Origin of the sequence: Mycobacterium sp. 236(2023) (assembly GCF_029623955.1) — a bacterium.
GTDB lineage: Bacteria > Actinomycetota > Actinomycetes > Mycobacteriales > Mycobacteriaceae > Mycobacterium.
The window spans coordinates 298,446-324,695 of the sequence record NZ_JARSBP010000004.1 but is presented as its reverse complement, the minus strand read 5'-3'; the positions used below and the strand labels follow the sequence as shown (position 1 = coordinate 324,695).

Annotated in this window: 26 protein-coding genes; 6 read left to right on the top strand and 20 right to left on the bottom strand. The window is 68.2% G+C overall.

What is annotated here, in order from left to right; all coding sequences use genetic code 11:
- The first annotated feature begins 41 nt into the window (after positions 1 to 41).
- Entirely contained in the window at positions 42 to 962 is a 921-nt protein-coding gene (locus P9A17_RS18605; protein WP_278040173.1) for a LysR family transcriptional regulator, read from the top strand.
- On the opposite strand, the gene P9A17_RS18600 is transcribed toward P9A17_RS18605, so the two are convergent.
- Positions 950 to 1,654 (bottom strand): MBL fold metallo-hydrolase, encoded by a 705-nt coding sequence (locus P9A17_RS18600; RefSeq protein WP_278040172.1) that lies wholly within the window; start codon positions 1,652 to 1,654, stop codon positions 950 to 952. The genes P9A17_RS18605 and P9A17_RS18600 overlap by 13 nt on opposite strands.
- Positions 1,655 to 1,725: 71 nt before the next feature.
- Between P9A17_RS18600 and P9A17_RS18595 the strand changes: the two genes are divergently transcribed.
- The gene (locus P9A17_RS18595; protein WP_278040171.1) at positions 1,726 to 2,697 is read left to right on the top strand and encodes a DoxX family protein; all 972 of its coding nucleotides are present in this window, start codon (positions 1,726 to 1,728) and stop codon (positions 2,695 to 2,697) included.
- A gap of 7 nt (positions 2,698 to 2,704) precedes the next feature.
- On the opposite strand, the gene P9A17_RS18590 is transcribed toward P9A17_RS18595, so the two are convergent.
- Positions 2,705 to 3,442: a DUF4333 domain-containing protein gene (locus P9A17_RS18590; RefSeq protein WP_278040170.1), complete on the bottom strand. Its 738-nt coding sequence runs from the start codon at positions 3,440 to 3,442 to the stop codon at positions 2,705 to 2,707.
- Between the two features lie 78 nt (positions 3,443 to 3,520).
- Between P9A17_RS18590 and P9A17_RS18585 the strand changes: the two genes are divergently transcribed.
- On the top strand, positions 3,521 to 4,405 hold the full coding sequence (locus P9A17_RS18585) for a hypothetical protein (RefSeq protein ID WP_278040169.1): 885 nt from the start codon (positions 3,521 to 3,523) through the stop codon (positions 4,403 to 4,405).
- Positions 4,406 to 4,408: 3 nt separating this feature from the next.
- Here the strand turns inward: P9A17_RS18585 and P9A17_RS18580 are convergent, their stop codons facing one another.
- The 3 genes from P9A17_RS18580 to P9A17_RS18570 are packed head-to-tail and all read right to left on the bottom strand — an operon-like array spanning position 4,409 to position 8,329.
- Positions 4,409 to 4,735, bottom strand: coding sequence for a YnfA family protein (locus P9A17_RS18580; RefSeq protein WP_278040168.1), 327 nt, complete (start codon positions 4,733 to 4,735; stop codon positions 4,409 to 4,411).
- Between the two features lie 16 nt (positions 4,736 to 4,751).
- The gene (locus tag P9A17_RS18575) at positions 4,752 to 6,770 is read right to left on the bottom strand and encodes a primary-amine oxidase (RefSeq protein ID WP_278040167.1); all 2,019 of its coding nucleotides are present in this window, start codon (positions 6,768 to 6,770) and stop codon (positions 4,752 to 4,754) included.
- 41 nt (positions 6,771 to 6,811) lie between these two features.
- Positions 6,812 to 8,329, bottom strand: a complete 1,518-nt coding sequence (locus tag P9A17_RS18570; protein ID WP_278040166.1) for a carboxylesterase/lipase family protein — start codon at positions 8,327 to 8,329, stop codon at positions 6,812 to 6,814.
- A gap of 73 nt (positions 8,330 to 8,402) precedes the next feature.
- Here P9A17_RS18570 and P9A17_RS18565 point away from each other — a divergent pair, with 73 nt between their 5' ends.
- Complete coding sequence (locus tag P9A17_RS18565) at positions 8,403 to 9,107, top strand: hypothetical protein (RefSeq protein ID WP_278040165.1); 705 nt, start codon at positions 8,403 to 8,405, stop codon at positions 9,105 to 9,107.
- Positions 9,108 to 9,129: 22 nt separating this feature from the next.
- Here P9A17_RS18565 and P9A17_RS18560 read toward each other — a convergent pair whose 3' ends face one another.
- The 8 genes from P9A17_RS18560 to P9A17_RS18525 all read right to left on the bottom strand — a co-directional run bounded on the left by P9A17_RS18560 (position 9,130) and on the right by P9A17_RS18525 (position 15,884).
- Positions 9,130 to 9,711: a hypothetical protein gene (locus tag P9A17_RS18560; RefSeq protein WP_278040164.1), complete on the bottom strand. Its 582-nt coding sequence runs from the start codon at positions 9,709 to 9,711 to the stop codon at positions 9,130 to 9,132.
- A 27-nt stretch (positions 9,712 to 9,738) separates the two neighbouring features.
- Complete coding sequence (locus P9A17_RS18555; RefSeq protein ID WP_278040163.1) at positions 9,739 to 10,836, bottom strand: LLM class flavin-dependent oxidoreductase; 1,098 nt, start codon at positions 10,834 to 10,836, stop codon at positions 9,739 to 9,741.
- Positions 10,837 to 10,844: 8 nt separating this feature from the next.
- On the bottom strand, positions 10,845 to 11,858 hold the full coding sequence (locus P9A17_RS18550) for an ABC transporter substrate-binding protein (protein ID WP_278040162.1): 1,014 nt from the start codon (positions 11,856 to 11,858) through the stop codon (positions 10,845 to 10,847).
- 25 nt (positions 11,859 to 11,883) lie between these two features.
- Positions 11,884 to 12,636: an ABC transporter ATP-binding protein gene (locus P9A17_RS18545; protein WP_278040161.1), complete on the bottom strand. Its 753-nt coding sequence runs from the start codon at positions 12,634 to 12,636 to the stop codon at positions 11,884 to 11,886.
- Complete coding sequence (locus P9A17_RS18540; RefSeq protein WP_278040582.1) at positions 12,633 to 13,430, bottom strand: ABC transporter permease; 798 nt, start codon at positions 13,428 to 13,430, stop codon at positions 12,633 to 12,635. The genes P9A17_RS18545 and P9A17_RS18540 overlap by 4 nt, the downstream gene beginning before the upstream one ends.
- Positions 13,431 to 13,522: 92 nt before the next feature.
- Positions 13,523 to 14,182 carry a hypothetical protein gene (locus P9A17_RS18535; protein ID WP_278040160.1) on the bottom strand — a complete coding sequence of 220 codons (660 nt, stop codon included), beginning with the start codon at positions 14,180 to 14,182 and terminating at the stop codon, positions 13,523 to 13,525.
- An 83-nt stretch (positions 14,183 to 14,265) separates the two neighbouring features.
- Positions 14,266 to 15,492: an alpha/beta fold hydrolase gene (locus tag P9A17_RS18530; RefSeq protein WP_278040159.1), complete on the bottom strand. Its 1,227-nt coding sequence runs from the start codon at positions 15,490 to 15,492 to the stop codon at positions 14,266 to 14,268.
- A 41-nt stretch (positions 15,493 to 15,533) separates the two neighbouring features.
- A complete protein-coding gene (locus P9A17_RS18525) occupies positions 15,534 to 15,884 on the bottom strand; it encodes a hypothetical protein (protein WP_278040158.1) in 351 nt (116 codons plus the stop codon).
- A gap of 123 nt (positions 15,885 to 16,007) precedes the next feature.
- Here P9A17_RS18525 and P9A17_RS18520 point away from each other — a divergent pair, with 123 nt between their 5' ends.
- On the top strand, positions 16,008 to 16,343 hold the full coding sequence (locus P9A17_RS18520; RefSeq protein ID WP_278040157.1) for an RNA polymerase-binding protein RbpA: 336 nt from the start codon (positions 16,008 to 16,010) through the stop codon (positions 16,341 to 16,343).
- A gap of 10 nt (positions 16,344 to 16,353) precedes the next feature.
- Here the strand turns inward: P9A17_RS18520 and P9A17_RS18515 are convergent, their stop codons facing one another.
- From P9A17_RS18515 to cobN, 7 genes are read right to left on the bottom strand one after another with little or no spacing between them, the layout of a single operon-like run.
- On the bottom strand, positions 16,354 to 17,139 hold the full coding sequence (locus P9A17_RS18515; protein WP_278040156.1) for a polyprenol monophosphomannose synthase: 786 nt from the start codon (positions 17,137 to 17,139) through the stop codon (positions 16,354 to 16,356).
- A complete protein-coding gene (gene lnt / locus P9A17_RS18510) occupies positions 17,136 to 18,839 on the bottom strand; it encodes an apolipoprotein N-acyltransferase (RefSeq protein WP_278040155.1) in 1,704 nt (567 codons plus the stop codon). The genes P9A17_RS18515 and lnt overlap by 4 nt, the downstream gene beginning before the upstream one ends.
- Positions 18,832 to 20,376 carry an amidohydrolase family protein gene (locus P9A17_RS18505; protein WP_278040581.1) on the bottom strand — a complete coding sequence of 515 codons (1,545 nt, stop codon included), beginning with the start codon at positions 20,374 to 20,376 and terminating at the stop codon, positions 18,832 to 18,834. Before P9A17_RS18505 ends, lnt begins: the two co-directional genes overlap by 8 nt.
- A gap of 44 nt (positions 20,377 to 20,420) precedes the next feature.
- Entirely contained in the window at positions 20,421 to 20,927 is a 507-nt protein-coding gene (locus P9A17_RS18500) for an FxsA family protein (protein WP_278040154.1), read from the bottom strand.
- 50 nt (positions 20,928 to 20,977) lie between these two features.
- A complete protein-coding gene (locus tag P9A17_RS18495) occupies positions 20,978 to 21,385 on the bottom strand; it encodes a PPOX class F420-dependent oxidoreductase (protein ID WP_278040153.1) in 408 nt (135 codons plus the stop codon).
- 7 nt (positions 21,386 to 21,392) lie between these two features.
- A complete protein-coding gene (locus P9A17_RS18490) occupies positions 21,393 to 21,776 on the bottom strand; it encodes a PPOX class F420-dependent oxidoreductase (RefSeq protein WP_278040152.1) in 384 nt (127 codons plus the stop codon).
- A gap of 19 nt (positions 21,777 to 21,795) precedes the next feature.
- Positions 21,796 to 25,407: a cobaltochelatase subunit CobN gene (gene cobN / locus P9A17_RS18485; protein WP_278040151.1), complete on the bottom strand. Its 3,612-nt coding sequence runs from the start codon at positions 25,405 to 25,407 to the stop codon at positions 21,796 to 21,798.
- A gap of 31 nt (positions 25,408 to 25,438) precedes the next feature.
- Here cobN and P9A17_RS18480 point away from each other — a divergent pair, with 31 nt between their 5' ends.
- Entirely contained in the window at positions 25,439 to 26,248 is an 810-nt protein-coding gene (locus tag P9A17_RS18480) for a helix-turn-helix domain-containing protein (protein ID WP_278040150.1), read from the top strand.
- Positions 26,249 to 26,250: the final 2 nt, after the last annotated feature.

Sequence of the window (26,250 nt, the reverse complement as noted above, 5' to 3'; positions counted from 1 at the left end):
ACTTACCGACTCCGTTGCCTCCGACTGGGGACAATTCCCGCATGGACACACGGCGTCTGGAACTGCTCCTGGCCCTGTCGCGGCTCGGTTCGATGCGCGCGGTGGCCGATGAGCACCACCTCACGACGTCGACGGTGTCCCAGCAGATCGCTGCACTGGCTCGCGACACCGGCGCGCAGCTGATCGAACCCGAGGGCCGCCGTGTGCGTCTGACCCCTGCCGGCAGGCGCCTCGCCGATCATGCGGTGACGATCCTCGCGGCGGTCGACGGTGCGCGCCGCGACCTCGATCCCGACTCCGAACCCGCCGGCACCGTCCGCGTCGGCGGGTTCGCCACCGGCATCAGGGTGTCGCTGCTGCCGATCATCGCCGACCTCTCCGATCGCTATCCGGACGTCGACGTCGTCATCAGCGAGTACGAACCTATCGAGGCGTTCACCCTGCTCAACAGCGACGACCTCGACCTGGCGCTGACCTATGACTACAACCTCGCCCCGGCGTCACCCGCGGCGAGCCTCGAAGCCATGCCGCTGTGGTCGATCGGGTGGGGTCTGGGCGTGCCCTCGGACACCCCCGAGGCGGCCGGACTCACCGCGTTCGCCGACGCGACGTGGATCGTGAACTCCCGCAACACCGCTGACGAGACCGCGGTACGCACTCTGGCGTCGCTCGCCGGCTTCACGCCGACCATCGCGCACCAGATCGACAGCCTCGATCTGGTCGAGGACCTCATCGTCGCGGGCTACGGGGTGGGACTGCTCCCCCTCGGCAGGCCGACCGGCGCGGGTGTTTCCGTCCTGCCCCTGCACAACCCGGACGTGACCCTGACGGCATACGCGGTGACCCGGGCGGGCCGCTCGGCCTGGTCACCGCTGCGGGCAATCCTGGACCGGATGCGTCCTCCGCCCGGCGCGCTGAGCAGCCCTCAATGGCCCCGTCCGGAGGCTGATCACGGCAGCTGACGAGCCAGCCAGTCGGCCTGCCGTCGCACGAATGCCGGGTCGACGATCGCACCGTGGCCCGGAATGAAGACCGCGGACTCACCGCCGGCCGTCAGGATCCGCGCGAGTGTCGCCGGCCAGGCAGCCACGTCGGAGTGCTCGTCGATGCACGGGTCCGCCGACTCCTCGACCAGGTCGCCGCAGAAGACTGCCGTACGGTCCCCGTCGGAGACCACGGCGATGAGATCGTGGCCCGTGTGCCCTCGCCCCGGGTGGCTGACCGTCACCACCACGTCGTCCCCGAGCCCGACGACGGCCTCGGTCACCGCCAGCGGCGGCGCGCTCAGCACGGCCAGCGCCGCGTCCACCTCACTCGCATCGGCGCCGTGATCGACGGCATCGGCGCGCAGCAGAGTCTTGTCGTCCGTCATCGTCCGTACAACGTCGGCAGCACAGTAGGTACGGGCCCCCGCGAACACCGAATGCCCGAGCACATGGTCGAAATGGTTGTGGGTCAACACAACATGCCTGACCGTGCTGCCGGTGAGCGCCGCGACGTCGTTCGCCACCGCCCGCGCCTCGGCAAGCGTCGTACCCGTGTCGACAACGAGCGCTTCGCCGTCGTTGTGGACGACGCCGACGGTGACATCGCAGAACGGAAGCCGGCACCGCATCACGTGGGGAGTGACCCGTTCCCACACCAGCGACTTCATGCCAGGAAGGTACTCCGGAGCTGCGTTGATGCCGGGGTTTGCAGCCCCGTCACCTTGGGAACACAGGCCCCATGTTGATCCGACGTGTTGCGCGCCCGATGCTGTCCGCAGTGTTCATCTCACGTGGGGTAGAGGCCCTGCGTAGCCCGAAACCTGCGACTGACGCGACCCGCCAGACCCTTGAGGGGCTGAGCAAGTTGCCCGATCCCGTGGGCACGAACGTGCCGTCGAATGCCGAGACCGTGGCCCGGGTGACGGCCGCCGTCCAGATCGGCGGAGGTCTGCTGCTGGCCACCGGCCGTCTGCCCCGCTTTGCCTCGGCAGCCCTGGCATTGTCGGTCGTTCCCAGCTCCCTTGGCGGACATGCGTTCTGGAACGAAGTCGACCCCCAGCGCAAGACAGAGGAGCGGCGCGCCTTCGTCACCGACATCAGCTTGATCGGCGGCCTGATCATCGCCGCCGTCGACACCGAAGGCAAGCCGTCGCTGGGGTGGCGCGGCCGCCGCGCCGCCCGCAAGGTTTCCGAAGCAGTCTCCTCGGCGCTGCCGGCAGGCGCTTCAGCGAGCAGTTCGCTCGCCGACAGCGAGCTCGCCGAGAAGGTCGGCCACGGTCTGCACGTCGGCGCCGAGCGCGGGCGCGAGCTGGCGCACATCGCGGGCGAGAGAGGCTCCGAGTTCGCCGAGATCGCCCGGGACCGCGGCGGGAAGTGGGCAGAAATCGCCCGCGAGCGCGGCGGCGAACTTGCCGAGATCGCGCGGGAGCGCGGCAGCGAATGGGCCGAGGTCGCCCGCGACCGTGGCGGTGACTGGGCCGAGGTCGCCCGCGACCGCGGCGGCGACCTCGCCGAACGAGCCCGCGACCGCGCGCCGGAGCTCGCCGAGGTGGCCCGCGATCGCGGCGCCGACTGGGCCGACCTGGCCCGCGGGCGCGCCGAGCTGGCCCTCGACCGCGCCGCTGAACTCGCCGATACCGCGGGCAAAGAGGCCAAGAAGGTGAGCAAGGAAGCCAAGAAGCAGGCGAAGAAACAGAAGCGCCGGATCTAGCTGACGCTCAGGAGCGCGGTGCGTAACTGAAGTCGATCTTGGTGCCGTCGACGGTCGTGACTGTCACGGTGAACGCGGCGGCCTCCGGGCCGGCGATCACCGTGCAGTCCACGGTGTTTCCCGGTTTGCCCTGCAGATCGCCGGCACAGGTGGCCGAGTCCGGCCTCCTACCCAGATGGCGGGACAAATCGGTCAGCAGAGAGTCCTCCACCTCAGCCTTGGTGAGGATGGGCACCAGGTCGAAGTTCATCATGAGCCCATCGACGCGTGTCACCTCCGCGGTGCGGCGCAACGTGACGCCCGCTGTGGTGACATCGCACTGGGCGGCCTCCCCCATCGCGCCGATCAGCCCATCCAGACACGTCGCCTGTGAGTCGGGCCGAGTACCCGCGTCGTCGACCAGCCGAACCACGGCTCGCTCGAGCTGTTCTTTGGACAAGGCGGGCACCAGCTCGTAGTTGATCGTCGCGCCGTCCACGCTCGTGACGGTGACGATCGGTTCGAAGCTGTTGGTCGGGCTCATCACCACGTCGCAACGGGCTGTCTGGCCCACTTCGCCGACCAGAGGGTCCTTGCACGACACCGATTGCGGTCGTTCGCCGGCCTCGGCAAAACGTTCGGTGATGTCGGATTGCAGGTTCTCCGTCGTGACGGCGGGAAGGCCGTCGGAGATGTCCATGGTGCAACCGGCCGACGAAGCGGTCACCGCCGCGACGACGGCAATCGAGCGAGAGACCTTCCCCATGTGGGCAGTCCTGTCACAGGTAGGAAGTTTGCGCAGCACCCTAGCAGACGGTGCACCCGGTGGTGATTAACTGCGTGGATGCCCAGATCCCACACACTCGCCCGACGTCTGCACGACCGCCTCGAGCCGGTGCACGCCGTCACGTATTTCGCACCGGAAGCCAGAACCGCCCTCGACGGACTGGGCTACAAGGGTTTCTGGATGGGGTACTTCGCGGCGCGGTCAGCTCCGTTCGGGAGGGTTCCGGCCGAGGTCGTCACCGCCACGTTCTACAACTTCGCTCCGGCGCGGGTCGCGAAGTCGCTGCCTGCGGCGTGGGAGGTGGCCGGACCCGAGGCGGCGCTGACGGCGCGCCAGGAATCTGCCGTCGCAGCCCTTTCACGCTCCGGGGTCGGCGACGACGAGGCCTCGACGGTGGCCGATCTGGTCGAGAAAGCCGTCGCGGGCATCGAGGTGAGCGGGCGCCCGTTGTTCGCCGCCAACGCGGCGCTGCCGTGGCCCGAGGAACCGCTGGCCCGGTTGTGGCATGCGACCACTCTGCTGCGGGAACACCGCGGCGACGGCCATGTCGCGGTGCTCACCACAGCGGGGGTGTCCGGCCGCGAATGCAACGTGCTGCACGCCGCGGCCGGGCGGGTGCCCGCAGAGATGATCATGCGGGCCCGCGATTACGACGAGGCGGCATGGGCCCACCACCAGGAACAGCTGCGCCGACGGGGTCTGCTGGACGACGGCGGCGAGCTGACCGAGGCCGGGCGCGATCTCAAGCGCGACATCGAGGACCGCACGGATGCGGCGGCGCTGCCTGCCTTCGCCGCACTCGACGACGACGAGGTCCAGGCGTTGTTCACGGCGCTGACGCCGATCACGCGCAAGGTCGTCGACGCCGGCGACGTGCCCGCCGCGACACCTATGGGGCTCAACCGCGACGAGCTCGACGACGACAGGGCGCACCTGACCTGACGGTCATCGCGGGGCGTACATGATCAGGCCGACGCCGGCCAGGCACACGGCGGCCCCGGTGATGTCCCAGCGGTCGGGCCGGAACCCGTCGGCGATCATGGCCCAGATCAACGATCCGGCGACGAACACGCCGCCGTAGGCGGCAAGCACGCGGCCGAAGTTCGCATCCGGCTGGAACGCCGCGACGAAACCGTAGGCGCCCAGCGCGATCACGCCTGCGCCGACCCACAGCCAGCCGCGGTGTTCGCGGATGCCCTGCCACACCAGCCAGGCACCCCCGATCTCGAGGATTGCGGCGAGGATGAACAAGAGGACGGACTTGAGGACCACGCCGTCTAGGGTGCCATCAGTGGTGGGCGCTGGTGGTCGGCGTGTGGCAGGCGTCTGGTGGACTGCCGACGACGTCGAGGGCGGGGTTGCGGTCGAAGAACCCGAAAGGCTTGAGCCAGAACGACACCACGTCCACCGGCATGATGGGCCAGTCCTCGGGTCTGGTGATGTGGTGGATGCCGAACACATACCAGAGCACCACGTCGGTGTTCTCGATCGGGCGATCGGCGGCCGTCCAGCGTGACAGACCGGTGTCGCGGACCGATTGGTTGACGAATTCCCCTGCAGGCCAACGCTCGTCGGGCTGATGCGGAGTGACCCACAGCGTGTGGGCGATGACCCCGGCACGCTCGAGGACGGGTGACCCGGGCTCGAACATCGGCGGGATCGCCCCGGTGGGCACCAGCTTGTACGCCGGGTGCGCGCCCAGACCCGTCACGACGTTGGGGTTGACCACCTTCCACGCGCGCTGCGTCGCGAAGTTCACGTCCTGCTTGGCCTCCCCCTCGGTGCGCAGCGGGGTGTTGCGGACGACCAGCGACAGCCCGTGCGGGTTGTCCGGTCCGATCGGCTCGGCGAAGGACTCCGACATCACGACGGTGTTGCCGGAGCCGTCGACGTCCATATCGAGCCGGGCGACCAGGAAATGCTGGTGGAACGGTGCATAGGTGCGTTCATCGACCAACGTGCCGTTGGGATTTGGCGCTCCCGGGGGCAGCGGTGTGGTCACCATGATGCCGGTCGCGCGGACCTCGCATTCAATGTTGCCGTCCTGGTACAGCCGCCAGTACACCAGGTATTCGTAGTTCGCGACGGTGACGTGGAACGAGATCGTGAGCCGGCGCATCCGCCGGACCTCCGCGCCGATCTCGTGATCCACGTGCTTCCAGAGCACCGCGTTGTCTTCCTCGTGGATGCAGATCGCGTTGGTGATGGTGTACGGCTCGCCCTTGCTGTTGTGCAGGACCGCGTTCAGGTAGCGGATTTCACCGAGGCAGTCGCAGCCGAGCTCAAGTGAGGTCGTCATGAAACCCAGACCCCACTCGCCGATGTCGAATGCCGTGCGGCGGTAGTGATCCGGTGACGGGTCGCGGTAGGGCACGATCATCTCCGCGAAGGACATGCGGTGGGCGACCGAGCGTTCCCGGTCACCGTCGCGGTAGCGCACCGTGTGCAGGGTCATGCCCTCGCGGTGGTTGAATCCGACCCGCAGCGACCAGTTCTGCCAGCGCAGCAGGTTGCCGTCAAGGGTGAACGAGGGCCCCTCGGGCTGGGTGATGTGCAGTGGCTTGAGCGGTTCGCGGCCGGTCGACAGGAGGCGTTCGGGAATGTGGGACGGGACGTACTCGCCCATCACCTGCGGCGTCGCACCGCCTCCGACGAAGGGTCCCTCGTCCTCGACCCGCAGCAGCTGCATCGCGTTCAGGTCGATGACGCAGTGCAATCCGCTGACCAGCTGCGCGTACGGGTTGGCACCGGGTGCGGCCTTGACCCAGCTGTCCGACCAGCCGATGCGACGGTCCCGGTATTCCGGTGGGGCGACCGCATCGCCGTAGGTCCACGTGTCGAAGAAGACCAGGCTCATGTCCGTGATCCCGCGGCTGCCCAACGCGGCGATGACGTCGGGGTGGCTGCGCAGCAGCTGGTCGCACTCGACGAACTCATCGACCGTGAAGTTGGCCTGCACCCCGGGGACGTGCTCGAACACCTCGACGCGCCCGTCGGTCAGCGACACCACGCTCTTGTAGGTGGCGTTGGCCGATCGGTCGAAACAGATCACCTCCGCGCGGCGCGGCGGCGTCGGTCCGCCACCCTCGAAAGCTGCCAACTCAGCCTTCGACGGTTCGATCATCTCGATCGAGGCGAAGCGCCAGCCCAGATCCGATCCCGGTGTGCCGGAACCGGGCTCGACCCCGCGGTCACGTCGCAGAATCGCGACGACGGCGGCGAACTCGTCGGCGGTGAGCGGGTCCAGAGGAAACGCAGCCGCAGGCGGCAGATCACTGAGCGCAGACACCGGACAACGCAACCACATCGGCAGTGCGGGGGCACGCCGAATCGCCCAACTCGGCGACCTCAGCGCGCGGCGGGGACGAAACCCTCCCAGGCCAGCCGACGCTCCGAGTGCGGGTCCAGCTCGACACGCCTGCGCCGGTCCAGAACCAGTACCGCGCGCTCGTCGCCGGTGTAGAGCGGCCAGTCCTGTCCGGGCACGCCGTGGTCGGCGAATGCCAGCCACCGGCGCTGGACGTCGTCGGTCACCTTCCGTGCGCTGCGGGAGTCGATGCCGGCGGCCAGCAGCTTGCCGAACCGGGACCGGTACACGTCGAACACCGCGAGCAGTTCGGTGGCGTGGGTGGCGCCCATCCCGGACAGGCGCAGCGCCGCAGTGGCGTAGTCGTAGCGGTAGACGTAGGTCGGCGCCCACTGCGAATGCGCCTGCGCGATCTGCCACACCGCGGAGCCGAAGATGAAGTCTCCGCCGAACCGCACGCATGCGTCGGATGCGGGATAGCCGGGATATGCGGCCAGAATCTGTTGCCGCGCTTCGGGTTCCAGATGCCCGAGCAGTCGCTCGATGGCGGGTTCGGAGGTCGGGAGGAGCTTGAGGAAGCGGGTGAACAACCGCCCCTCGTCGGCGTTGGTGCCGACGATCAGAGGTACCCGGTGGGCCGTCCCCGAGCGCATCGCTTCGACGGGGTCCGCGGGCAGGTAGGGCGTACCGAACGTCGGACCGATCGCGAAGGCACCGAGCATGTCGCGCTGCCCCTCGAGGACCAGCCGGTCCATGGCGTCGACGAGATCGGCCGGGCGGGCCGACATCACCTTCCGGGCGCCGTCACCGTCGACTGCTCCCAGTTGCCGGGCGAATCGGGCCGCGTAGTCCTCGGCGACGTCGGCACTCCCTATCATCCCGCTGGCAGGGCTCTGCGAAATCGCGCGCGCGAAAAGGCCTTTGGCATCGGGAGTGGCCACCAGCGTGGCCACCGCATGCGCCCCCGCGCTCTCACCGAAGATGGTCACGTTGTCGGGGTCACCGCCGAACGCGGCGATGTTCTCTTGCACCCACCGCAGCGCCATCACCAGGTCACGCAGGAACAGATTGTCGTCGATGGTGACCTCGGGTGTCGACAGCGACGACAGTTCGAGGCAGCCCAGGGCGCCGAGGCGGTAGTTCACCGAGACGTACACGCACCCCTTGCGGGCCAGCGATGCGCCGTCGTACACGGGAGTGGCCGAGCTGCCCAGCAGATAGCCACCGCCGTGGATGAAGACCATGACGGGCAGCGGCTCCCCGGCCGACTCCCGCGAGTCCTCGGGCGCCACCACGTTGAGCGTCAGGCAGTCCTCACTGGTCGGCTGGTACTTCCCCGGCGCCAAGATGGTGTACATCCGCTGCTGCGGGGCGCAGTAGCCGAATCCGTGGCAGTGACGCACGCCGGGCCACGGATGCACCGGCTGGGGAGCGCGATACCGCAAAGGACCCACCGGCGGACGTGCGTACGGGATCGAACGCCAGCGGTTGACGCCGTCGCGGGTGAACCCCTCGACGGTGCCCGAGGCGGTCTTCACCCGGACGGTGTGTTCGTGCATTCTGCCGACGGTAGCGAACCTTTGCCCGGCCTGCCTGACCATCGAATCCGTGTCCGCTCGCTAACCTGGCCGAATGCGCCTGGCTGTTGTGATCGCGGTGAGCGCCCTGGTGACGGCCTGCTCCCAATCGGTGGGTGGCGAGGCCGAGTCATCGGAGTCTCCGGCGCCGACACCGACGACCGCCTCCTCACCTGCCCCGACTCCGTCGGCAACACCCGTCCCGGGCTCCGGCGCACCCGCCGCCGACGCCTCGATCGACGAGGTCATCGGGTGGGTCGAAGCGGCCACGCCGGTCGATGCGGGCGGCTTCCACGTCGCATTCCGCGATGGTGTGACGACCAGGCTCGGGGACGACATCGCCTTCGTCAGCCCCTCGGGGGCACCGCACAGCACAACGCAGTGCCTCACCGACGCACGGCTGGCCGACGGCGCGCTGACCTGCCTGCTCGAGCTCACCGATCCCGCGCCGCCCCCCACTCAGACCGAGGGCATGTGGAAGCCGGGATGGATCAGTTTCTCGGGGACGACCCTGACGGTCGGTTCTCTGCGCGGCGATCCGGGCCCGTTCGTCAACGGCACGGGCACCGAACTCGCCGCGGGACAGTCCATGGCCTTCGGCGACAACCGGTGCCGCAGCGATGCATCGGGCCTGTACTGCGTCAACTACGCGCATCGTGCGGCGGTGCGGGTCGCCGCCGACGGGATCGTGCCGTTCGGGTGTCTGGCCGAAGTCACGCCACCGGCGGACGTGACCGCCTCCATCGCGTACAGCTGCTGAGCGGCAGACGGCCGCTGACCCGCTACGTGGCGGCGTCCTGGCGCGCCTTCTCCCGCGCCTTGGCCGGATAGGTCAGCGTCATGCCCACGGCGCCGACGATCACGACCACCGGGATGACGGCCTTCGTGAGGTGAACCGTCGCGGGCGCCAGCGCGGCCAGGTAGCCGAGCACCGCGATCAGCGCGAAGACGAGCGCCCACATCAGCGTCAGAACCTGGTTGGTGCGCCGGAAGGCGGCCTGCTCCCAGTCCTGGCGCGGCGCGCTCGCCGGGGCGTACTGGGCGGTGAACGGCTCGAATGCCAACGACGCCAAGGCCATCACGGCGAGCACGCCACTGGACAGTGTCGTGGCGTAGGTGTCCATCCAGTCGCGGTCATGCGCTCCGAGGATCAGGCCGGCAATCGTGACGCCTGTGAAGAACACCACAGTGACGATGTCGAGGAGCCGGACCCCGGCGAAGCCGGCCGACATTCCCATGATCAACGTCGCGATCACGGCGCATATCGCCCCGAACATCCAGGTACTGGGTCCGTCGGCGACCACCCAGTAGATGATCCAGGGGACGAAACCGACGAACGGGCTGCGCTCGAACCATTCGTCCACGACGACAGCTTTACCAGAGAGGCGCGATCAGGCGACACCTTTGCGCTTCAGGATCGGCAGAACGCCCTCGGCGAACCAGTAGGCCTCTTCCAGGTGCGGATAGCCCGACAGGATGAATTCGTCGAACCCGAGCGAATGGTATTCGGAGATCAGATCCGCCACTTCCTGATGACTTCCGACGAGCGCGGTGCCGGCACCGCCACGGACCAGACCGACGCCCGCCCACAGGTTCGGGTAGATCTCCAGCTGGTCGATGCGACCACCGTGCAGGGCCGTCATGCGGCGCTGACCCTCGGACTCCGAACGGGCGTGCAGCTGGGTGGCATTGGCGATCTGCTCGGGTGACAGCCCGGCGAGCAGTTCGTCGGCGACCGCCCAGGCCGCCTCCGACGTGTCGCGGCTGATCGTGTGCAGCCGGATGCCGAACCGGAGCCGGCGGCCCCGCTCGGCGGCCAGGGCACGCACCCTGTCGATCTTCGCGGCCGCATCGCGTGGCGGTTCACCCCATGTCAGGTACACATCGGCGTGCTCACTCGCGACGGGCAACGCGGCCGCCGAGGAGCCGCCGAAGTAGATCTGCGGCAACGGATCCGGCGCCTCTGACACCCGCGCGTCGGCCACGTCGTAGAAGTGGCCCTTGAAGTCGAGTTTCTCCTGCGACCACACCGACTTGACGATGTGCAGGAATTCGGCTGTGCGGGCGTATCGCTCGTCGTGGCCCACCCAGTCGCCGAACCGGCGCTGCTCGAGGTCGTCGCCGCCGCTGACGATGTTGAGAAGCACACGTCCTTCGGAGAACCGCTGCAGCGTCGCCGCCTGCTGGGCGGCCAGCGTCGGCGGGACGAGGCCGGGCCGGAACGCGACGAGGAACTTCAGGCGCTCGGTCTCGGCGAGCAGTGCGGCCGACGTGAGCCAGGCGTCCTCGCACCATGTTCCGGTGGGCGTCAGCACACCTTCGTAGCCGAGGCGGTCCGCGGCGCGTGCGACCTCGGCCAGATACCGGCGTGTGGGCGGGCGGTATCCGGCCGGAACCGAGCGCTGAGACGAGGCGTGAGAGGCGCCGACGATGGAGCGGCTGTCGCCAGCGGTGGGCAGGAACCAGTGGAATCTCGCTTGAACAGGCACAGATCCTCCTACGTGCGGTTCAGGTACAGAGGCGCGAGCGTTTCGCTGTACCGCTGATCCACCCAGTTCTTGAACTCGGGGGCCTCGGCGATCTGACCGGACTCGGCGAACAGGTCCGCCAGTTCCTGCTCGGAGTCGACGAGTTCATCGGACAGGGCGAACGGCAGTCGAAGGCTGCGGCCCTGCGCTGCGGATGCCACCTCGGGGGTCAACCCGACTGACGCCGCGTATCTTTGGGCCCAAACGTCTGGATGGTCTCGCGCCCACTGCGCGGCCTTGGCGTAGCGCACCAGAAGGTCGCTGATGGCGGTGTTGCGTTTCGGGTCTGCCAGCGCCTGATCGGAGGCGATACCGAACCCCGCTCCGTTGGTGACGCCGGTCGCCTCGGCGATGCTGCGCACCGGGATGTCGGCCTCGGCCTGCGCGGTGTAGGGATCCCACACGGCCCACACGTCGACCTGGCGCTGGGTGAACGCGCCGAGCGCGTCGGCCGGTTGCAGGAAGACCAGTTCGACGTCGGCGGGGGTGAGCCCGTTCTTCTTCAGTTGCGCCAGGACGTTGCCGTGAGCCGAGCTGCCTTTGGCGAGGGCGATGCGTTTGCCCCGCAGATCGGTGATCGTCTGGATGGACGAATTCTGGTGCACGAGAAGCTTGTCGCCGCGACCGCTGCCGTCATAGGCCGAGACCACCTTGACTTTGGCCCCCGATGCGGCGCCGAAGATCGGCGGGGTGTTGCCGGTGATCGCGAAGTCGATCTTGCCCGCCGTGGCCGCCTCGATCTGTGGTGGTCCAGATGTGAAGGTGGAGAACGCGATTTTGTAGGGCAGGTCGTCGAGCGCCCCTGCGGCGGTCAGCAGCGCTTCGGTGCCGCCTTTCTGGTCACCGACGGCCAAGGTGAGGCCCGTCAGGTCGCTGAGCGGGACGGCGTCGGGTGCCTGCTGCGCGCCCGAGGTGTCCTCGCGGGTGACGCAGCCGGTGAGCAGCAGGCTCACCAGCGCGAGTACAGCGAGAAACCGAGACATGAAAGTCCTCTCGTGGTCCGGTGTTTCAGAGCGCCACGCCGAGCTTGTCCAGCAGCTCTGCGCGGTATCGGTCGGTGTGTCCCTCGCCCGGCGCCTGCCGCGGGTCGGGAATGTCGAGCGTGTGAACGACTTCGCCGTCTTCGAGCACCAGCACCCGGTCCGCCAGGGCGACGGCCTCGTCGACGTCGTGGGTGACCAGCAGGACACCGAAGCCGTGCTCGCGCCACAGATCGAGGAGCAGGTGGCGCATCGACAACCGGGTGAGCGCGTCGAGAGCACCGAACGGCTCGTCGAGCAGCAACAGCTCGGGCTGAGCCACAAGAGCACGCGCGAGTGAAACACGTTGCGCCTGACCACCTGACAGCGTCAGCGGCCAGGCACCGCCGCGGTCGGCGAGGCCGACGTCGGCCAGCGCTTTCTCGGCGCGGGCCCGCGCCTGCGCCTTCGGCAACCTGATGCGGGTCAGGCCGTAGCCGACATTGGTGCGCACGTCGCGCCATGGGAACAACCGAGGTTCCTGGAAGGCGATGGCCGGTGCGCCGGCGACGGTGCGCTCGCCGGTGTGGTCGGTGGACAGTCCCGCCAAGACGCGCAGAACTGTCGATTTCCCTGACCCGCTTCGCCCGATCAGCGCGACGATCTCGCCGCGGGCGACGCGGATCGAGACGTCGGTCAGCACATGGTGCTCGCCATACCACTTGTCGACGTTGCGCAGCTCCCCCGCCCAGGTCGCGCTCCGGGCGGAAACACTGTTGGGCGCTTGTGAAGTCATGGTCATGCGCGATACCTCAGGGCTCGGCGCTCGAAGGCACGCACGATCGCGTCGGTGCCGATTCCGAGCAGGGCGTAGACGATCAGGCCGAAGATGATGATGTCGATGCGCAGGAAGTCGCGCGCATTCATGATGAGGAAGCCGATCCCCTTGTCGGCGTTGATCTGCTCGGCGACGATGAGCGTCAGCCACGCGATCGCCAGCGACTGCCGCAACCCGACGAGAACCTGGGGCGCCGCACTGGGAACGATGATCGACCGGAATCGTTGCCAGAACGAAAAGCCAAGAACCTGAGCGGTTTCGAACAGCTTGGGGTCTACCTGGCGGATCGCCGAGAATGTGTTGAGGTACAGCGGGAAGCTGACGCCGAGAGCGACGAGCAGAACCTTGGGGACTTCACCGATTCCGAACCAGATGATGAACAACGGGATGAGGCCGAGGTGTGGCAGCGCCCGCACCATCTGCATGGGCGGGTCGATGGTGGCTTCGAACCATTTCGACAGACCGACGACCGTACCGAGTGCGACGCCGATGACCCCGCCGAGCACCAAGCCCTCGATCACCCGGAGCCCCGAGATGGCGAGTGCGTCGACGAGTTGGCCGTTCTCGACGAGCTCGAGGCCGGCTTCGGCGATCAGCGACGGTGCGGGCAGCACATCCTGCGGGATCAGCCGCAGCGCACTGCCGAGCTGCCACAGCGCGAGAAGCACGAACGGGGATGCCAGCCGGATCAGACCCCATTTGCGGTCCGTCCAGCGGCCTGCGGCTGCGGGTTTGCCCTGGGCAAGCGGAGCTGCCAGGTCGGTGGGACGTGTCGCGGTGAGGCGACGTTACGTACCACCGGTCCGGGAGCGAAGGGTTTGATTCTGGATGAGGCGAACAGCGGTTCGCCTCAGGGGAGCCGGAACGTCCCGGTCACCAGGGTGGGCGTCACTCTGACACCGTTGATGGTGGCGCGGCGGTTGGTTCCTGGCGGGAACTCGATCGCGCCCGCCGGGCTGAGCTTGCGCTTGTTCCGGACGTCGTCGCGCACCTCGGAGTCGCTGAGCCCGTCCAGATCGGATACGTCGATCTTGCCGTCTTCGTCGGCGAAGCCGCTGAACTGCACACCGACGGCGGACCTGTCGGGACGCACCACCCACGATGCACGCACGCCGTCGGATTCGGCGGTGTACATCCCGGCGTTACCGGTGACCGACGCCGCGGTGAACGTGTACTCGGTGCCGTTCATGACCACGTCGCCGGTGACATCCGTGCCGTCGAACTCGGCGTCGAGGGTGTCGCGGAACCGCGACGTGAGACCGATCGCGCCGTCGGTCTGAGTGCCGAAAAACCATGCCTCGTCGTCGGTTCCGTTGCAGGAGTACGCAGCAACCTCGGCGCCGTCGACACTGATGCCGATCGTCATGGTCCTGCCGTCGGCCGCGGTCATATCGGCCATGTAGCGTGCCGACTGCGGAAACGGCGACGCAGCCGACGCTTCCGGCGTCTGACTGCCCGCGCATGCCGACAGTGTTCCGAACGCGACGAGGGCGCTGACCGCGACAACCACGCAACGGGTGTGCTTTCTCCTGTCATCAGCATGGTCGGCGCCGACGCGACGCACATGGAGATTGTGTGGAGATTACGTGGAGATCAGACCGCCAGGAATGCCTGCACCTCGTCGCAGAAGACCCGCCATGCCGGTTCGGCACCGATGAGCAGGTGGTTATTGCTCGACAGAGCGACCAGCCGGGAGTCCGGGATCAGGGTCGCCAGTTCCTCGCCGTACCGCATCGGCACCCGATGGTCGTCGCGGGAGTGCAGGATCAGCGTCGGGCACTGCACCTGGGCGCAGAGGTCGCGAACGTCGATCCGCGCGAACTCTTCGAGGAAGTGCACGGCGTTCTCCGGTGACGTCGTACGCCGCTGCAGCTGGTCGAACGCGGCCCAGTCCGCCCGCGTCCCGTCGGGCAGGAACTGGGCGGCGAAAACCTGCCGGAACGCCGGATCGTCACGGCCCCAACCCACCCGGGCGAGGTCGAGATCCAGTGCCGCAGCCCGCTTCTCGTCGCCCGTCATGGCTCGCACGGCACGGCCCCTCGCATAGGCGCCGCACAGCACCAGGCTGCTGACGTTGTCGGGGTGACGCGCGGCGTAGGCGACCGCCACAGCTCCGCCCTGCGAGACTCCCAGTAATGGAAAGCGTTCCAGGCCAAGGGCTTCCACGACGGACTCCAGATCGGTCACCCAATCGTCGAAGGTGAACCCGTCGACCTCCCAGTCCGACAGCCCGCATCCGCGCTCGTCGTAGCGGATGAACTTGTGCTGCAGCGACATCTCCCGCACCCAGTGCCGCCACACGGGGCTTTCGATGTCGTAACCCAGGTGCGTCATCCAGTTCGCCGCGCGCACCAGCGGCGGTCCGTCGCCCGACACCGCATAGGCCAGCCGGACTCCGTCCGCCCCGCGGGTGAACGCGATGTGCTGCCGCGGCGCCTCGGGTTCGGGTCCGGGTTCGGGTGCCTGCGAAGAGACCTCGGCCTGCAGCCGGCCGACGAATTGATAACCGCGTCCCCGCACCGTGCGGATGTAGCGCTGGGATTCACCGTCGTCGCCGAGCGCGCGCCGGGCCGCCTTGATCCGGCTCGTCAGGGCGGCTTCGCCGACGAATCGGCCGCCCCAGACGCTGTTGAAGAGCTCCTCTTTACTGACGAAGCGCTCGTTGTTGCTCACCAGTTGGGTCAACACGTCAAACACCTGCGGTTCGACCCGGATGACGGTATCTCCGCAGCGCAGCTCGAAGCGGCCGGTGTCGAGGACGAAGTCATCCCAGCGCCACACCCGCGGAGGCGGCGAAATGGCGGAATCGGCGCTGGTCACGCGCTAAGAGTACCGACTGACGGGTCCGTAAGCCGTGGTACTCAGCGCCACCCGTCCGCGGCTCTGGCCGCCTGCATCACCGCGTCGCACAGCTCACGCAGTTCGGCCGCGCCCGCGCCTTCTTCGAGGGCGATGGCCATGTCCTCGGCCGCGCACCGCACCTGATACACGCGGTCGGAGAGCACCGACGCCTCCTCGGCCGACAGCACCACCGAATCGGACGGCACCGATGTCCCCTTGACCAGGGCGCGCTGTTCGTAGGCACGCTGGCGGCACGACTGCCTGCAGTATTGGCGGCGGCGCCCCATACCGGCGTCGGCCACTTCGCGGCCGCACCAGCGACAGGTCTGGGGACGCCGACGGGTGGCGGTCGCGGGGCTCAGCGAGGTCACGAGGCCGACTGTAGACGGGGAGAACTCAATATCCCGGTATCATCGTCGGTCGAGTCGGGAACTCTACGACGTGTGACCGCGTTGACTATCCCGGATGAAAAACGTTTGTAGAGGAGATTGACGATGGCTGATCGTGTTTTGAGGGGCAGCCGCCTCGGAGCTGTGAGCTACGAGACGGACCGCAACCACGACCTGGCTCCGCGTCAGGTCGCCCGCTACCGCACCGACAACGGTGAAGAGTTCGACGTCCCGTTCGCCGACGATGCCGAGATCCCCGGCACGTGGCTGTGCCGCAACGGTCTGGAGGGCACCCTCGTCGAGGGTGACGTTCCCGAGCCCAAGAAGGTCAAGCCGCCGCGCACCCACTGGGACATGCTGCTGGAGCGTCGTTCCGTCGAGGAACTCGAGGAGCTGCTCAAGGAGCGCATGGAGATCGTCAAGACCCGCCGACGCGGGTAGCCGCGCCGGGTCAGGCGTTGCCGCGCGCGCGATCGATGCGTGCGCGCATCCCCCACTGGGCGATCTTGACGATCGCCTCCCGGATGGTCGACCCATCCATCTTCGACACGCCGTGCTCGCGCTCGGTGAACGTGATCGGCACCTCGACGACGGTGAAACCCGCGTTGATGGAGCGCCACGTGAGATCCACCTGGAAGCCGTACCCCTTCGAGTCGACGGCCGCGAGGTCGATCTTCTCCAGCACCTCTCGCCGGTAGGCGCGGTATCCGGCGGTGATGTCGTGGATGTCGACCCCGAGCAGGATGCGCGAGTAGGTGTTCGCGGTGCGCGACAGCACAAGTCGCCGGCGAGGCCAGTTGCGGACGTAACCGCCGTCCACGTACCGCGAACCGATCACCAGATCCGCGCCGGCGTCGATCTCGTCGAGGAGGCGATACAGCTCCTCGGGGGCATGGCTGCCATCGGCGTCCATCTCCACCAGGACGGCGTACTGGCGGCTCAGACCCCACGCGAACCCGGCGAGGTAAGCCGCGCCCAGGCCGTCCTTGGACGTGCGGTGCATGACGTGGACGCGGTCGGGGTCGGCGAGGGCGAGTTCGTCGGCCAACTCGCCGGTGCCGTCGGGGCTTCCGTCGTCGACGATCAGCACGTGCACGTCGGGCGCCGAGTCGTTGACGCGGGAGACGATCGTCAGAAGATTGTCGAGCTCGTTGTACGTCGGAATGATGACCAGGGTCCGCGCGCTGGGACGGTCAGCCTGTTTGGCGCCGTCGTCGATGCCACCGGGGACGCTCATGTGGCTCCTTTGCCGTCATCGGTGGTCGATCGCCGACCCCTCAATCTTGCGGGCACGAATGCACCATTGTGCAGCATGGACCAGAGAACAGCCGAAACGCCGATGGCGATCAGCAGGCCCTCGACGTAGGGGCCGAAACGTGTGGCGGGCGTCATGGTCGTCTTCAGGCGGATCTGTTGATCGAGGTAGGCGGCCTCGAACCATCCCGTTCGGGCGATCTCGTGGCCGTCCGGGGCGATGACGGCACTGATGCCTGTGGTTCCCGCCACTACGACGTACCGGTCGTGCTCGACGGCCCGCAACTTGCCGAACGCGAGCTGTTGCTCGCTCATCGCCTGGTCGAAGGTGGCGTTGTTGCTGGGCACGGCCAGCAGTTGCGCACCATTGCGCACGGATTCTCGGGCCGCCCGGTCGAAGATGACCTCCCAGCAGGTGGTGATGCCGACCGGCACGCCCGCCGCCTGCACGACGCCGTCGCCGTCACCGGGAACGAAATAGCCTGCCCTGTCGGCGTACGAGGAGAGCTTGCTGAAGAACGACCTCCAGGGCAGGTACTCACCGAACGGCTGAACGATGCGCTTGTCGTGGCGGTCCGACGGACCGGTTTCGGGGTTCCAGACGATGACGGTGTTGCTGGATACCGGGTTGCTCCGGCTGTAACCGGGCGCGGCGACGACACCGCCGACCAGGATCGGTGCGTCGATCGCCGTGGCAGCTGCGGAGATCTCCTGTGCCGCATCGGCATTGGCGATCGGGTCGATATCCGAGGAATTCTCCGGCCACACCACCAGCATCGGCTGCTGTGCGCGGCCCGCCCGGACGTCCTCGGCCAGCCGCATCGTCTCGCGGACGTGGTTGTCGAGCACGGCGCGGCGCTGCGCGTTGAACTCCAGGCCGAGCCGCGGGACGTTGCCCTGCACGGCGGCCACGGTGACGGGCGGCTCGTCGCCCGCGCCGAGGCCGGCCTTGCGCACGTTGGGCCACGCGAGCGCCCCACCCAACAACACCAGCGTGATGCACAGGCCGGGTAGGACCACCGCCGGTGCAGCGTCCGCGCGCGCCGCCGCGTCCCGGCGCCACCAGGCGACGATCTCGAGGACGAGTGCGGCCAGGCTGAACGACATCAGCACCAGCGCGAAGGAGACCAGCGGCGCGCCGCCGAAGTACGCCAGCGGCAGCAGCGGGCTTCCGGTCTGGGAGAACCCGACCACGCCCCACGGAAACCCGCCGAACGGGACCGTCGACTTCAGCCATTCCTGCGCCGACCACAGGCCGGCGAACCACAGCGGCCATCCTGGCAGCCTGCGCACGGCGACCGCCACCAGCCCGAACAGCGCAGGGAACAGCGCCTCCATGAGGCTCAGCGCAAGCCACGGCACCGGCCCGACAAGGCCGCTGATCCAGGGCAGCAGCGGCACGTAGAACGCGAGCCCGAACAGCAACCCGTATCCGGCGCCGCCCGCGACCGTCCTCGCGCCGCGTGTCAGCACCCAGCCGAACAGGGCGAACGCGAGGATGCCGGCGAACCACCACCCGAACGGCGGGAAGCTCACGCACAGGGCCAGGCCGGCGACGATCGTGACGCTCAAGGCGGCCAGACGGTCGACGATCGCCTGACCGAGCCGACGCAGCCGAGGCGGTTTCTCCGGTTCGTCGGTCGCGGTTTCGGTGTCTTCGGTGTCGGCGACTCCGTCAGCCATGAAGGACGCGACCTCGGTGCACGGTCTGGAGACACTGCGGAAGCCGACCGGTCAGCGCTGGCAGCACCGGCACCCGCGACCGGGGATCGGTGGACCACCGCGCCACCGCATCGGTGGGTGCGCTGACATCGAACCCATCGGCATCCCAGACGGCGTAGCTGGCGGGCGCACCGGGAACGAGCGTGCCCATGAGTCCGTCGCGCACTCCCCCCGCGCGCCAGGCGCCCCGGGTCGACGCCGCGAACGCCGCGCGCGCCGAGATCGCGCTGCCGGGGGTGCGGTGAGTGGTCGCGGAACGAACCGTGGCCCAGGGATTCAGGTCGGTGACCGGGCTGTCCGAACCGAAGGCGAGAGGCACGCCTTGGGATGCTAACAGCGCGAAACGATTCAGCCCCGCGGCGCGGGAAACACCGAGGCGCTGGGCATACATGCCGGTTTCGCCGCCCCACAGCGCGTCGAAGTTGGGCTGCATGCTCGCGATGACACCACAGCTGCCGAGCTTGGCGGCCTGCTCCTCGGTCACCATCTCCAGGTGTTCGAGTCGGTGGCCACACCGCGCGACAGCGGCGACGCCGAAGCGGTCGACGACGGTTCCGAGCGCCGCGGTGACGGTGGCGACGGCGGCGTCCCCGATGACGTGGAATCCCGCGGTGACACCGGCTTCGGTGCAGGCGCTCAGATGCGCGGTCACCGCGTCGGCGTCGAGGTAGGCGTTCCCCCTAGAAGCCGCAGATGCCGCGCACCCGTCGGCGATGTCGGCGTAGGGCTCGTGCAGCCATGCGGTGCGTGATCCGATGGCGCCGTCGACGAACAGGTCGCCCGCCAATCCCCGGGCCTGCGTCACTGCCATCAGCTCGCCGGCCTCCTCGGCGGTGCCCACTTGCTCGCCCCAGTAACCGACGACCTCGACACCGTGGTCGAGAGTTCGCAGTTCCTGCCAGTCGTCGAGACCGCCGATGTCGGGTCCGGCACATTCGTGGACGGCGACGATGCCGAGCGCGGCAGCGGTGTCCAGAGCCGCGATCCTGGCGCGGGTGCGCTGCGTCGCGGTGAGGCGCTCGCGTGCAGCGCGGCGGACCCGGTGGTGTGCGTCGGCGGTCAGAGCCTCGCCGTCGGCGACGCGAGCGACCCTGCGCATCGGTGTCGATGCGGCAGCCGAATGCACGTCGACGCGCGCCAGATACGCCAGCCGATCCCCGACGGTGGCATCGACGTCCGCGGTGCTGGGCGCGGACTGCTCGGGCCAACCGGATTCGTCCCAGCCGTGGCCCCAGATGACGCCGTCGGGATGCGAGCGCGCGTAGTTGGCGAGCAACTCCAGGCAGTGCCGCAACGAGTTGGCGCCGCGCAGATCGAGGCCGGTGAGCGCGAGACCGGTTGACGTGGTGTGGACGTGGCTGTCGACGAAGGCAGGCGCGACGAATGCGCCGTCGAGGTCGGTGACGGTCGCATCGGGGAACTGGGCGCGTCCGATGTCGTCGCTGCCCAACCAGGCGACGGTCCCGTTGCGTACCGCCATCGCTGTCGCGTCGGGCATGGCCGGGCTGTGCACGCGACCGTTGAGCAGCAGCGCGGTGGTGGTCACTCCGGCTGGTGGCGCTGTTCGATGGCCGGCCGTGCCTGCACGCCGCCGTTGTCGACGTCATCGTGCACGTCGATCACCTCGCCGTCGACGTATTCACCGCGCACACGGCGTCCCGCGGCGGCCGAGCCGACCGTGCCGACCCCGACGATCAATGGGGCGCGCCGCGCCGCCATCGCGGTGATGACGGGGCGGGCGGCCGCCCGAGTGGGCGGAAGGAGAAGAAGAGCGCCGAGGACGGAACTGGCCACACCGGGAATCACGACGAGCACCGTACCGAGCGCGACGAGCACGCTGTCGGTGACCGCCCCCTGTGCATCGGCCAGGGTCAGCCCCTTCTGCAGACGCTGGATGTGGCGGCGAAGTTGTGACCCCGCCAGAGCGAGTCCGAGCAGGAACGCACCAGCCACCAGCAGGACGGTCCAGCCGAAGCCGATGGTGGAGATCAACCCCACCAAGACAGCCAGCTCAACCAACACGTAGACCAGGAACAGCCGCATCGCCATAGCGTGTCAACGAGCGGGCGGTGGCCGTGGTTCCTCGGGGCGAGCGGTTCCTAGGAAGGCAGTGGCTCGACCTCGATGGCGGCGTGCACCTTGTCGATGCCGCCGCGGACGATGGCCTGCGGGATCCACCACCAGGCATGCCACCAGTAGCGCCGCGTCACCATGTCGAACACGCGCCGCGTGTCCGATTTCGGCAAGTTGCGGGCGACGGCCTCGACGGGCTCGCCCTTGACCTTGCCCAGCACACCGCACTTTTGGATCGTCACGCGCGGGGTGTTGTTGATCCGCTTCGTCTTCCAGGAGCCGTCATCGGTGCTGATGAGCAGCTTCCCCTCGTGCGGAACTCCCCACACCGGGGTGGGTTTGGGCCGGCCGTCCTTGGTGAACGTGGTCAGCAACAGGTACTTCTCGCGGTAGACGTCCTGGAACGTCGGCTTCTGCACAGACTGGTCGGTCACAGCAAGGCTAATTAACCGGTTTGATCTCGATCGAAACGTTCTTCTCCATGCCGCCGCGCAGCTTGGAGAAGAAGTTGAACGTCTTTCCCAGCAGCCCGTAGCGCTTGCCGAGGGCGTCGTAGGTGGCTTGGTTGGCGGATTTGTCGAGCACCCGTGCCGTCGCCTCCACGGCGTCGCCCTTCGGATTGCCGCGACGGTCGCATTCGGCGATCGTGACGCGCGCGGTGTTGCGGATGCGTTTGACCTTCCAGGACTGTTCCTGGGTGATCGCGACGAGCCCGTCGCCGGACGGGACCGCCCAGATCGCGGTGGGCTTGGGCCGGCCGTCCTTGGTGAATGTGGTGAGCAGGATGTACTCGGACTTGGCGACGTCGGCGAAGGTCAGGGGCATGCGGCCAGGCTAATGCCGTTCAGCCCTCGAGGTCGCCTTCGGTTTCGAGCAGCACCTGCTTGAGCCCGTCGAGCGTGGCCTGCTCAGGTGCCGACCACATGCCGCGGCCCGCGGCCTCCAGCAGCCGCTCCGCCATTCCGTGCAGCGCCCATGGATTCGACTCCGACATGAACTTGCGGTTCTCGTCGTCGAGCACGTAGCTCTGCGAGAGCTGTTCGTACATCCAGTCGGCCATCACCCCGGCGGTCGCGTCGTAGCCGAAGAGGTAGTCGACGGTCGCGGCCATCTCGAACGCACCCTTGTATCCGTGTCGGCGCATCGCGGTCATCCAGCGCGGGTTGACGACGCGGGCCCGGAAAACCCGGGTGGTCTCCTCGCTGAGCGTGCGGGTGCGCACCGCCTCGGGCCGGGTGTTGTCGCCGATGTAGGCCGCCGGATCCTTCCCGGTGAGTGCGCGCACGGTGGCCACCATGCCGCCGTGGTACTGGAAGTAATCGTCGGAATCAGCGATGTCGTGCTCACGGGTGTCGGTGTTCTTGGCCGCCACCTTGATCCGGCGGTAGGCCCTGTTCATGTCGTCGGTGGCCGGGGCGCCGTCCAGGCCGCGGCCGTAGGCGAAACCGCCCCACGCGGTGTACACCTCGGCGAGGTCGGCGTCGTCACGCCAGTTGCGGCTGTCGATCAGCTGCAGCAGACCTGCCCCGTACGTCCCCGGTTTGGAGCCGAAAATTCTTGTGGTGGAACGTCTTTGATCACCATGCTCGGACAGGTCGGCCTGGCTGTGGGCGCGCACGTAGTTGTCCTCGGCGGACTCGTCGAGGCCTGCGACGAGCTGGACCGCGTCGTCGATCATCGTCACCACGTGCGGGAACGCGTCGCGGAAGAACCCTGAGATGCGGACGGTCACGTCGATGCGCGGCCTGCCCAGTTCGGCGAGCGACATCGCTTCGAGGTCGACAACACGGCGGGATGCGTCGTCCCAGATCGGCCGGACGCCGAGTAGCGCGAGGACTTCGGCGATGTCGTCGCCTGCGGTGCGCATCGCCGAGGTCCCCCACACCGATAGACCCACCGACTCCGGCCAGCGGCCGTAGTCGGCGCGGTAGCGCTCCAACAGCGAATCTGCCAGTCCGACACCGGTTTCCCACGCCAGACGGGACGGAACGGCCTTGGGGTCCACGGAATAGAAGTTGCGACCGGTGGGCAGCACGTTGACGAGACCGCGCAGGGGCGATCCCGACGGGCCGGATGCGATGAATCGTCCGTCGAGCGCGCGCAGGATCTGGTTGATCTCCTGCGCGGTACCCGCCAGCCGCGGCACCACCTCGGTGGCCGCGAACCGCAGGATCGCCGCCACGCCGTCATCGTCGGTCAGCGAGTCGACTGCGTCGGCGTCCCACCCGCTCTTCTGCAGTCCCGCAACGAGTTCGCGCGCCCGGGCCTCGGCGGCATCGACAGCCGTGCGGTCATCTTTACCGTCCTCGGCGAGGCCGAGCGCCTCCCGCAGGCCCGGCACCGTCTGCTCACCGCCGAACAGCTGGCGTGCCCGCAGCATCGCCAGCACGAGGTCCAGTTGCGCTTCACCGCTGGGTGTTTCGCCGAGAATGTGCAGTCCGTCGCGGATCTGGACGTCTTTGATCTCGCAGAGCCAGCCGTCGACGTGCAGCAGCATGTCGTCGAACACGTCCTCGTCGGGCCGGTCCTCCAGACCCAGGTCGTGGTCCATCTTGGCGGCCCGCATCAGAGTCCAGATCTGCTGCCGGATGGCAGGAAGCTTGCCGGGATCGAGGGCCGAGATCGTGGAGTGTTCGTCGAGAAGTTGCTCCAGTCGCGCGATGTCGCCGTAGGTTTCGGCGCGGGCCATCGGCGGGATCAGATGGTCGACGAGCGTGGCATGGGCGCGGCGTTTGGCCTGGGTGCCCTCGCCAGGGTCGTTGACGAGGAACGGATAGATCAGCGGAAGATCACCGAGCGCGGCGTCGGTGCCGCAGGCCGCCGACATGCCGAGCGTCTTACCCGGAAGCCACTCCAGGTTGCCGTGCTTGCCGAGATGCACGACGGCATCGGCGGCGAATGCGTTGGAGAATCCGCGGTCGAGCCAGTGGTAGGCGGCCAGATAGTGATGGCTCGGCGGCAGATCGGGGTCGTGGTAGATCGCGACCGGGTTCTCGCCGAAACCGCGGGGGGGCTGCACGATCAGCACGACATTGCCCGATTGCATTGCAGCGATCACGATCTCACCGTCGGGATCTCGGCTGCGGTCGACGAACAGCTCGCCGGGCGCGGGCCCCCAGTGCTCGGTCACCGCGTCCGCGAGCTCAGCGGGCAGCGTGGCGAACCATTCGCGGTAGTCCTTCGCGGACACCCGGATCGGGTTGCCCGCCAGTTGCTCCTCGGTGAGCCAGTCGGGATCCTGGCCGCCGCGCTCGATCATCGCGTGGATCAGCGCGTCGCCATCCTCGGCCTCCAGACCGGGAACGTCGCCGACGTCATAACCGGCTTCCCGCATCGCCTTCAGCAGCCCGATGGCGCTGGCCGGGGTGTCGAGCCCGACCGCGTTGCCGATGCGCGCGTGCTTGGTCGGGTAGGCCGAGAAGACGAGGGCGACACGCTTGTCGGCGGGAGCGATGGACCGCAGGCGGGCATGTCGCACCGCAAGACCGGCGACTCGGGCGCAGCGTTCCGCATCCGGCACGTAGGCGATCAGGCCCTCGTCGTCGATCTCCTTGAACGAGAACGGAACCGTGATGATTCGCCCATCGAATTCGGGCACGGCGACCTGAGTCGCGACGTCAAGGGGCGACATCCCGTCGTCGTTCTCATCCCACTGCGCTCTCGACGATGTCAGACACAATCCCTGCAGGATCGGAATGTCCAGCGCCGCAAGGTGAGCGACGTTCCACGTGTCGTCGGCGCCGCCGGCCCCCACGGCCGCGGGCGTCGCGCCACCGGCGGCGAGCACCGTGGTCACCAGCGCGTCAGCCGTGCTCAGCAGTTCGATCAGCGAGGCCTCGGCGGTTCGCAGCGAGGCGCAGAACACCGGAAGCGCTACTCCCCCGGCACTTTCGATCGCGTCACAGAGCGCTTCGATGTAGGCGGTGTTGCCCGCCAGGTGTTGAGCGCGGTAGTACAGGACCGCAACCGTGGGACCCTCCGCCGGGCGCTTGTCGGCGGGGACCGGACGGTCCAGGACACCCCAGCCCGGCGTGGCGACCGGTTCACCGAACCCGAAGCCCGTCATCAGCAGCGTGTCCGACAAGAACGCGTGCAGGTTCGCGAGGTTCTCCGTACCGCCCTGAGCCAGGTAGATGTGCGCCTGCAGCGCCACCCCGGCCGGGGTGGTCGAGTAGTTCATCAGGTCGGCGTCGGGCGCCTGCTCACCGCTGACGACCACGGCGGGCACACCGCTGGACCGCACCGTGTTGATGCCGTCCTCCCATGCGCGGTACCCGCCGAGGATGCGAACGATCGCGACGTCGGCGCCACCGAGCAGTTCTTCCAGTTCGCCGTCGACCAGGCGCGACGGATTGGCCCACCGGAAGCGGGCACCGCTCGCCCGCGCCGTGATGAGATCGGTGTCCGACGTGGACAGCAGCAGTACGGTCGGAGCCTGGCCGGCGGGTTCGGTCACCACCTATTCGTACCGGACTACGGTGGGTGCCATGAGCGCGGGAGGCGCCGTCGGCACCCCGGATCCGTCGCTGCGCGACGTGGTGTTGCGCTACGAGGGGTTCACTACGCGCTGCGGCGTTCCAGCCCTCTTCCGCGAGCTGGCGTGTTCTTTCGTCCCGATCATCATCGACCTCGACGAGGGCTGGACGGTGGCGCACCGCGAGCACATCGGCGCCGAACCGCTGCGGCTGCGGTCTTTCGTCGCAGGTCTGACCGACGGACCGGTACTAGTAGGCCATGACGGCTCGGCCCGATGCCTGCAGGTGGACCTGACGCCGCTGGGCGCCCGCCGCATCCTCGGTATGCCGCTGTCCGAGGTGGCCAACACGACGGTGCCGATCGAAGCCGTCCTCGGCGGGGAGGGCACGGCCCTGGTGCAACGCATCGGGGATGCGCCGAGCTGGTCCGAACGCTTCACGCTCGTCGACCGAATACTGATCGAACGGCTAGGCCGGGCTGCCGACATCGACGCGGGTGTGGTGTGGTCTCTGGGGCGCATCACCGCGAGCGGCGGCAGGGTCCCGATCGGCACGCTCGCCGAGGACCTGGGTTGGAGTCACCGCCGGCTCATCGCGCGCTACCGCGACGCCGTCGGGTTGCCGCCGAAGACCGTCGCGCGGATCGTCCGCTTCGAGCGCGCATCGGCGCGCCTACTCAGCGGCGATGAGCTGGCGGCGACGGCGACCGAATGCGGCTACTTCGACCAGGCACACATGGCGCGCGAGGTGCGCGAATTCGCGGGCATCACACCGACGGAGCTGCGCGGCACCGTCAATTCCGTACAAGACGCAACCGTCTGACG

Excerpts from the sequence above, each read along its gene's own strand:
- P9A17_RS18550 (WP_278040162.1), bottom strand. The coding sequence starts at position 11,858 with ATGTCTCGGTTTCTCGCTGTACTCGCGCTGGTGAGCCTGCTGCTCACC.
- P9A17_RS18590 (WP_278040170.1), bottom strand. The coding sequence starts at position 3,442 with ATGGGGAAGGTCTCTCGCTCGATTGCCGTCGTCGCGGCGGTGACCGCT.
- P9A17_RS18585 (WP_278040169.1), top strand. The coding sequence starts at position 3,521 with ATGCCCAGATCCCACACACTCGCCCGACGTCTGCACGACCGCCTCGAG.
- P9A17_RS18490 (WP_278040152.1), bottom strand. The coding sequence starts at position 21,776 with ATGCCCCTGACCTTCGCCGACGTCGCCAAGTCCGAGTACATCCTGCTC.
- P9A17_RS18515 (WP_278040156.1), bottom strand. The coding sequence starts at position 17,139 with ATGAGCGTCCCCGGTGGCATCGACGACGGCGCCAAACAGGCTGACCGT.
- P9A17_RS18565 (WP_278040165.1), top strand. The coding sequence starts at position 8,403 with ATGCGCCTGGCTGTTGTGATCGCGGTGAGCGCCCTGGTGACGGCCTGC.
- P9A17_RS18595 (WP_278040171.1), top strand. The coding sequence starts at position 1,726 with ATGTTGATCCGACGTGTTGCGCGCCCGATGCTGTCCGCAGTGTTCATC.
- P9A17_RS18520 (WP_278040157.1), top strand. The coding sequence starts at position 16,008 with ATGGCTGATCGTGTTTTGAGGGGCAGCCGCCTCGGAGCTGTGAGCTAC.
- P9A17_RS18570 (WP_278040166.1), bottom strand. The coding sequence starts at position 8,329 with ATGCACGAACACACCGTCCGGGTGAAGACCGCCTCGGGCACCGTCGAG.
- P9A17_RS18500 (WP_278040154.1), bottom strand. The coding sequence starts at position 20,927 with ATGGCGATGCGGCTGTTCCTGGTCTACGTGTTGGTTGAGCTGGCTGTC.
- P9A17_RS18605 (WP_278040173.1), top strand. The coding sequence starts at position 42 with ATGGACACACGGCGTCTGGAACTGCTCCTGGCCCTGTCGCGGCTCGGT.
- P9A17_RS18575 (WP_278040167.1), bottom strand. The coding sequence starts at position 6,770 with ATGTGGTTGCGTTGTCCGGTGTCTGCGCTCAGTGATCTGCCGCCTGCG.
- P9A17_RS18505 (WP_278040581.1), bottom strand. The coding sequence starts at position 20,376 with ATGCCCGACGCGACAGCGATGGCGGTACGCAACGGGACCGTCGCCTGG.
- lnt (WP_278040155.1), bottom strand. The coding sequence starts at position 18,839 with ATGGCTGACGGAGTCGCCGACACCGAAGACACCGAAACCGCGACCGAC.
- P9A17_RS18480 (WP_278040150.1), top strand. The coding sequence starts at position 25,439 with ATGAGCGCGGGAGGCGCCGTCGGCACCCCGGATCCGTCGCTGCGCGAC.
- P9A17_RS18600 (WP_278040172.1), bottom strand. The coding sequence starts at position 1,654 with ATGAAGTCGCTGGTGTGGGAACGGGTCACTCCCCACGTGATGCGGTGC.
- P9A17_RS18545 (WP_278040161.1), bottom strand. The coding sequence starts at position 12,636 with ATGACCATGACTTCACAAGCGCCCAACAGTGTTTCCGCCCGGAGCGCG.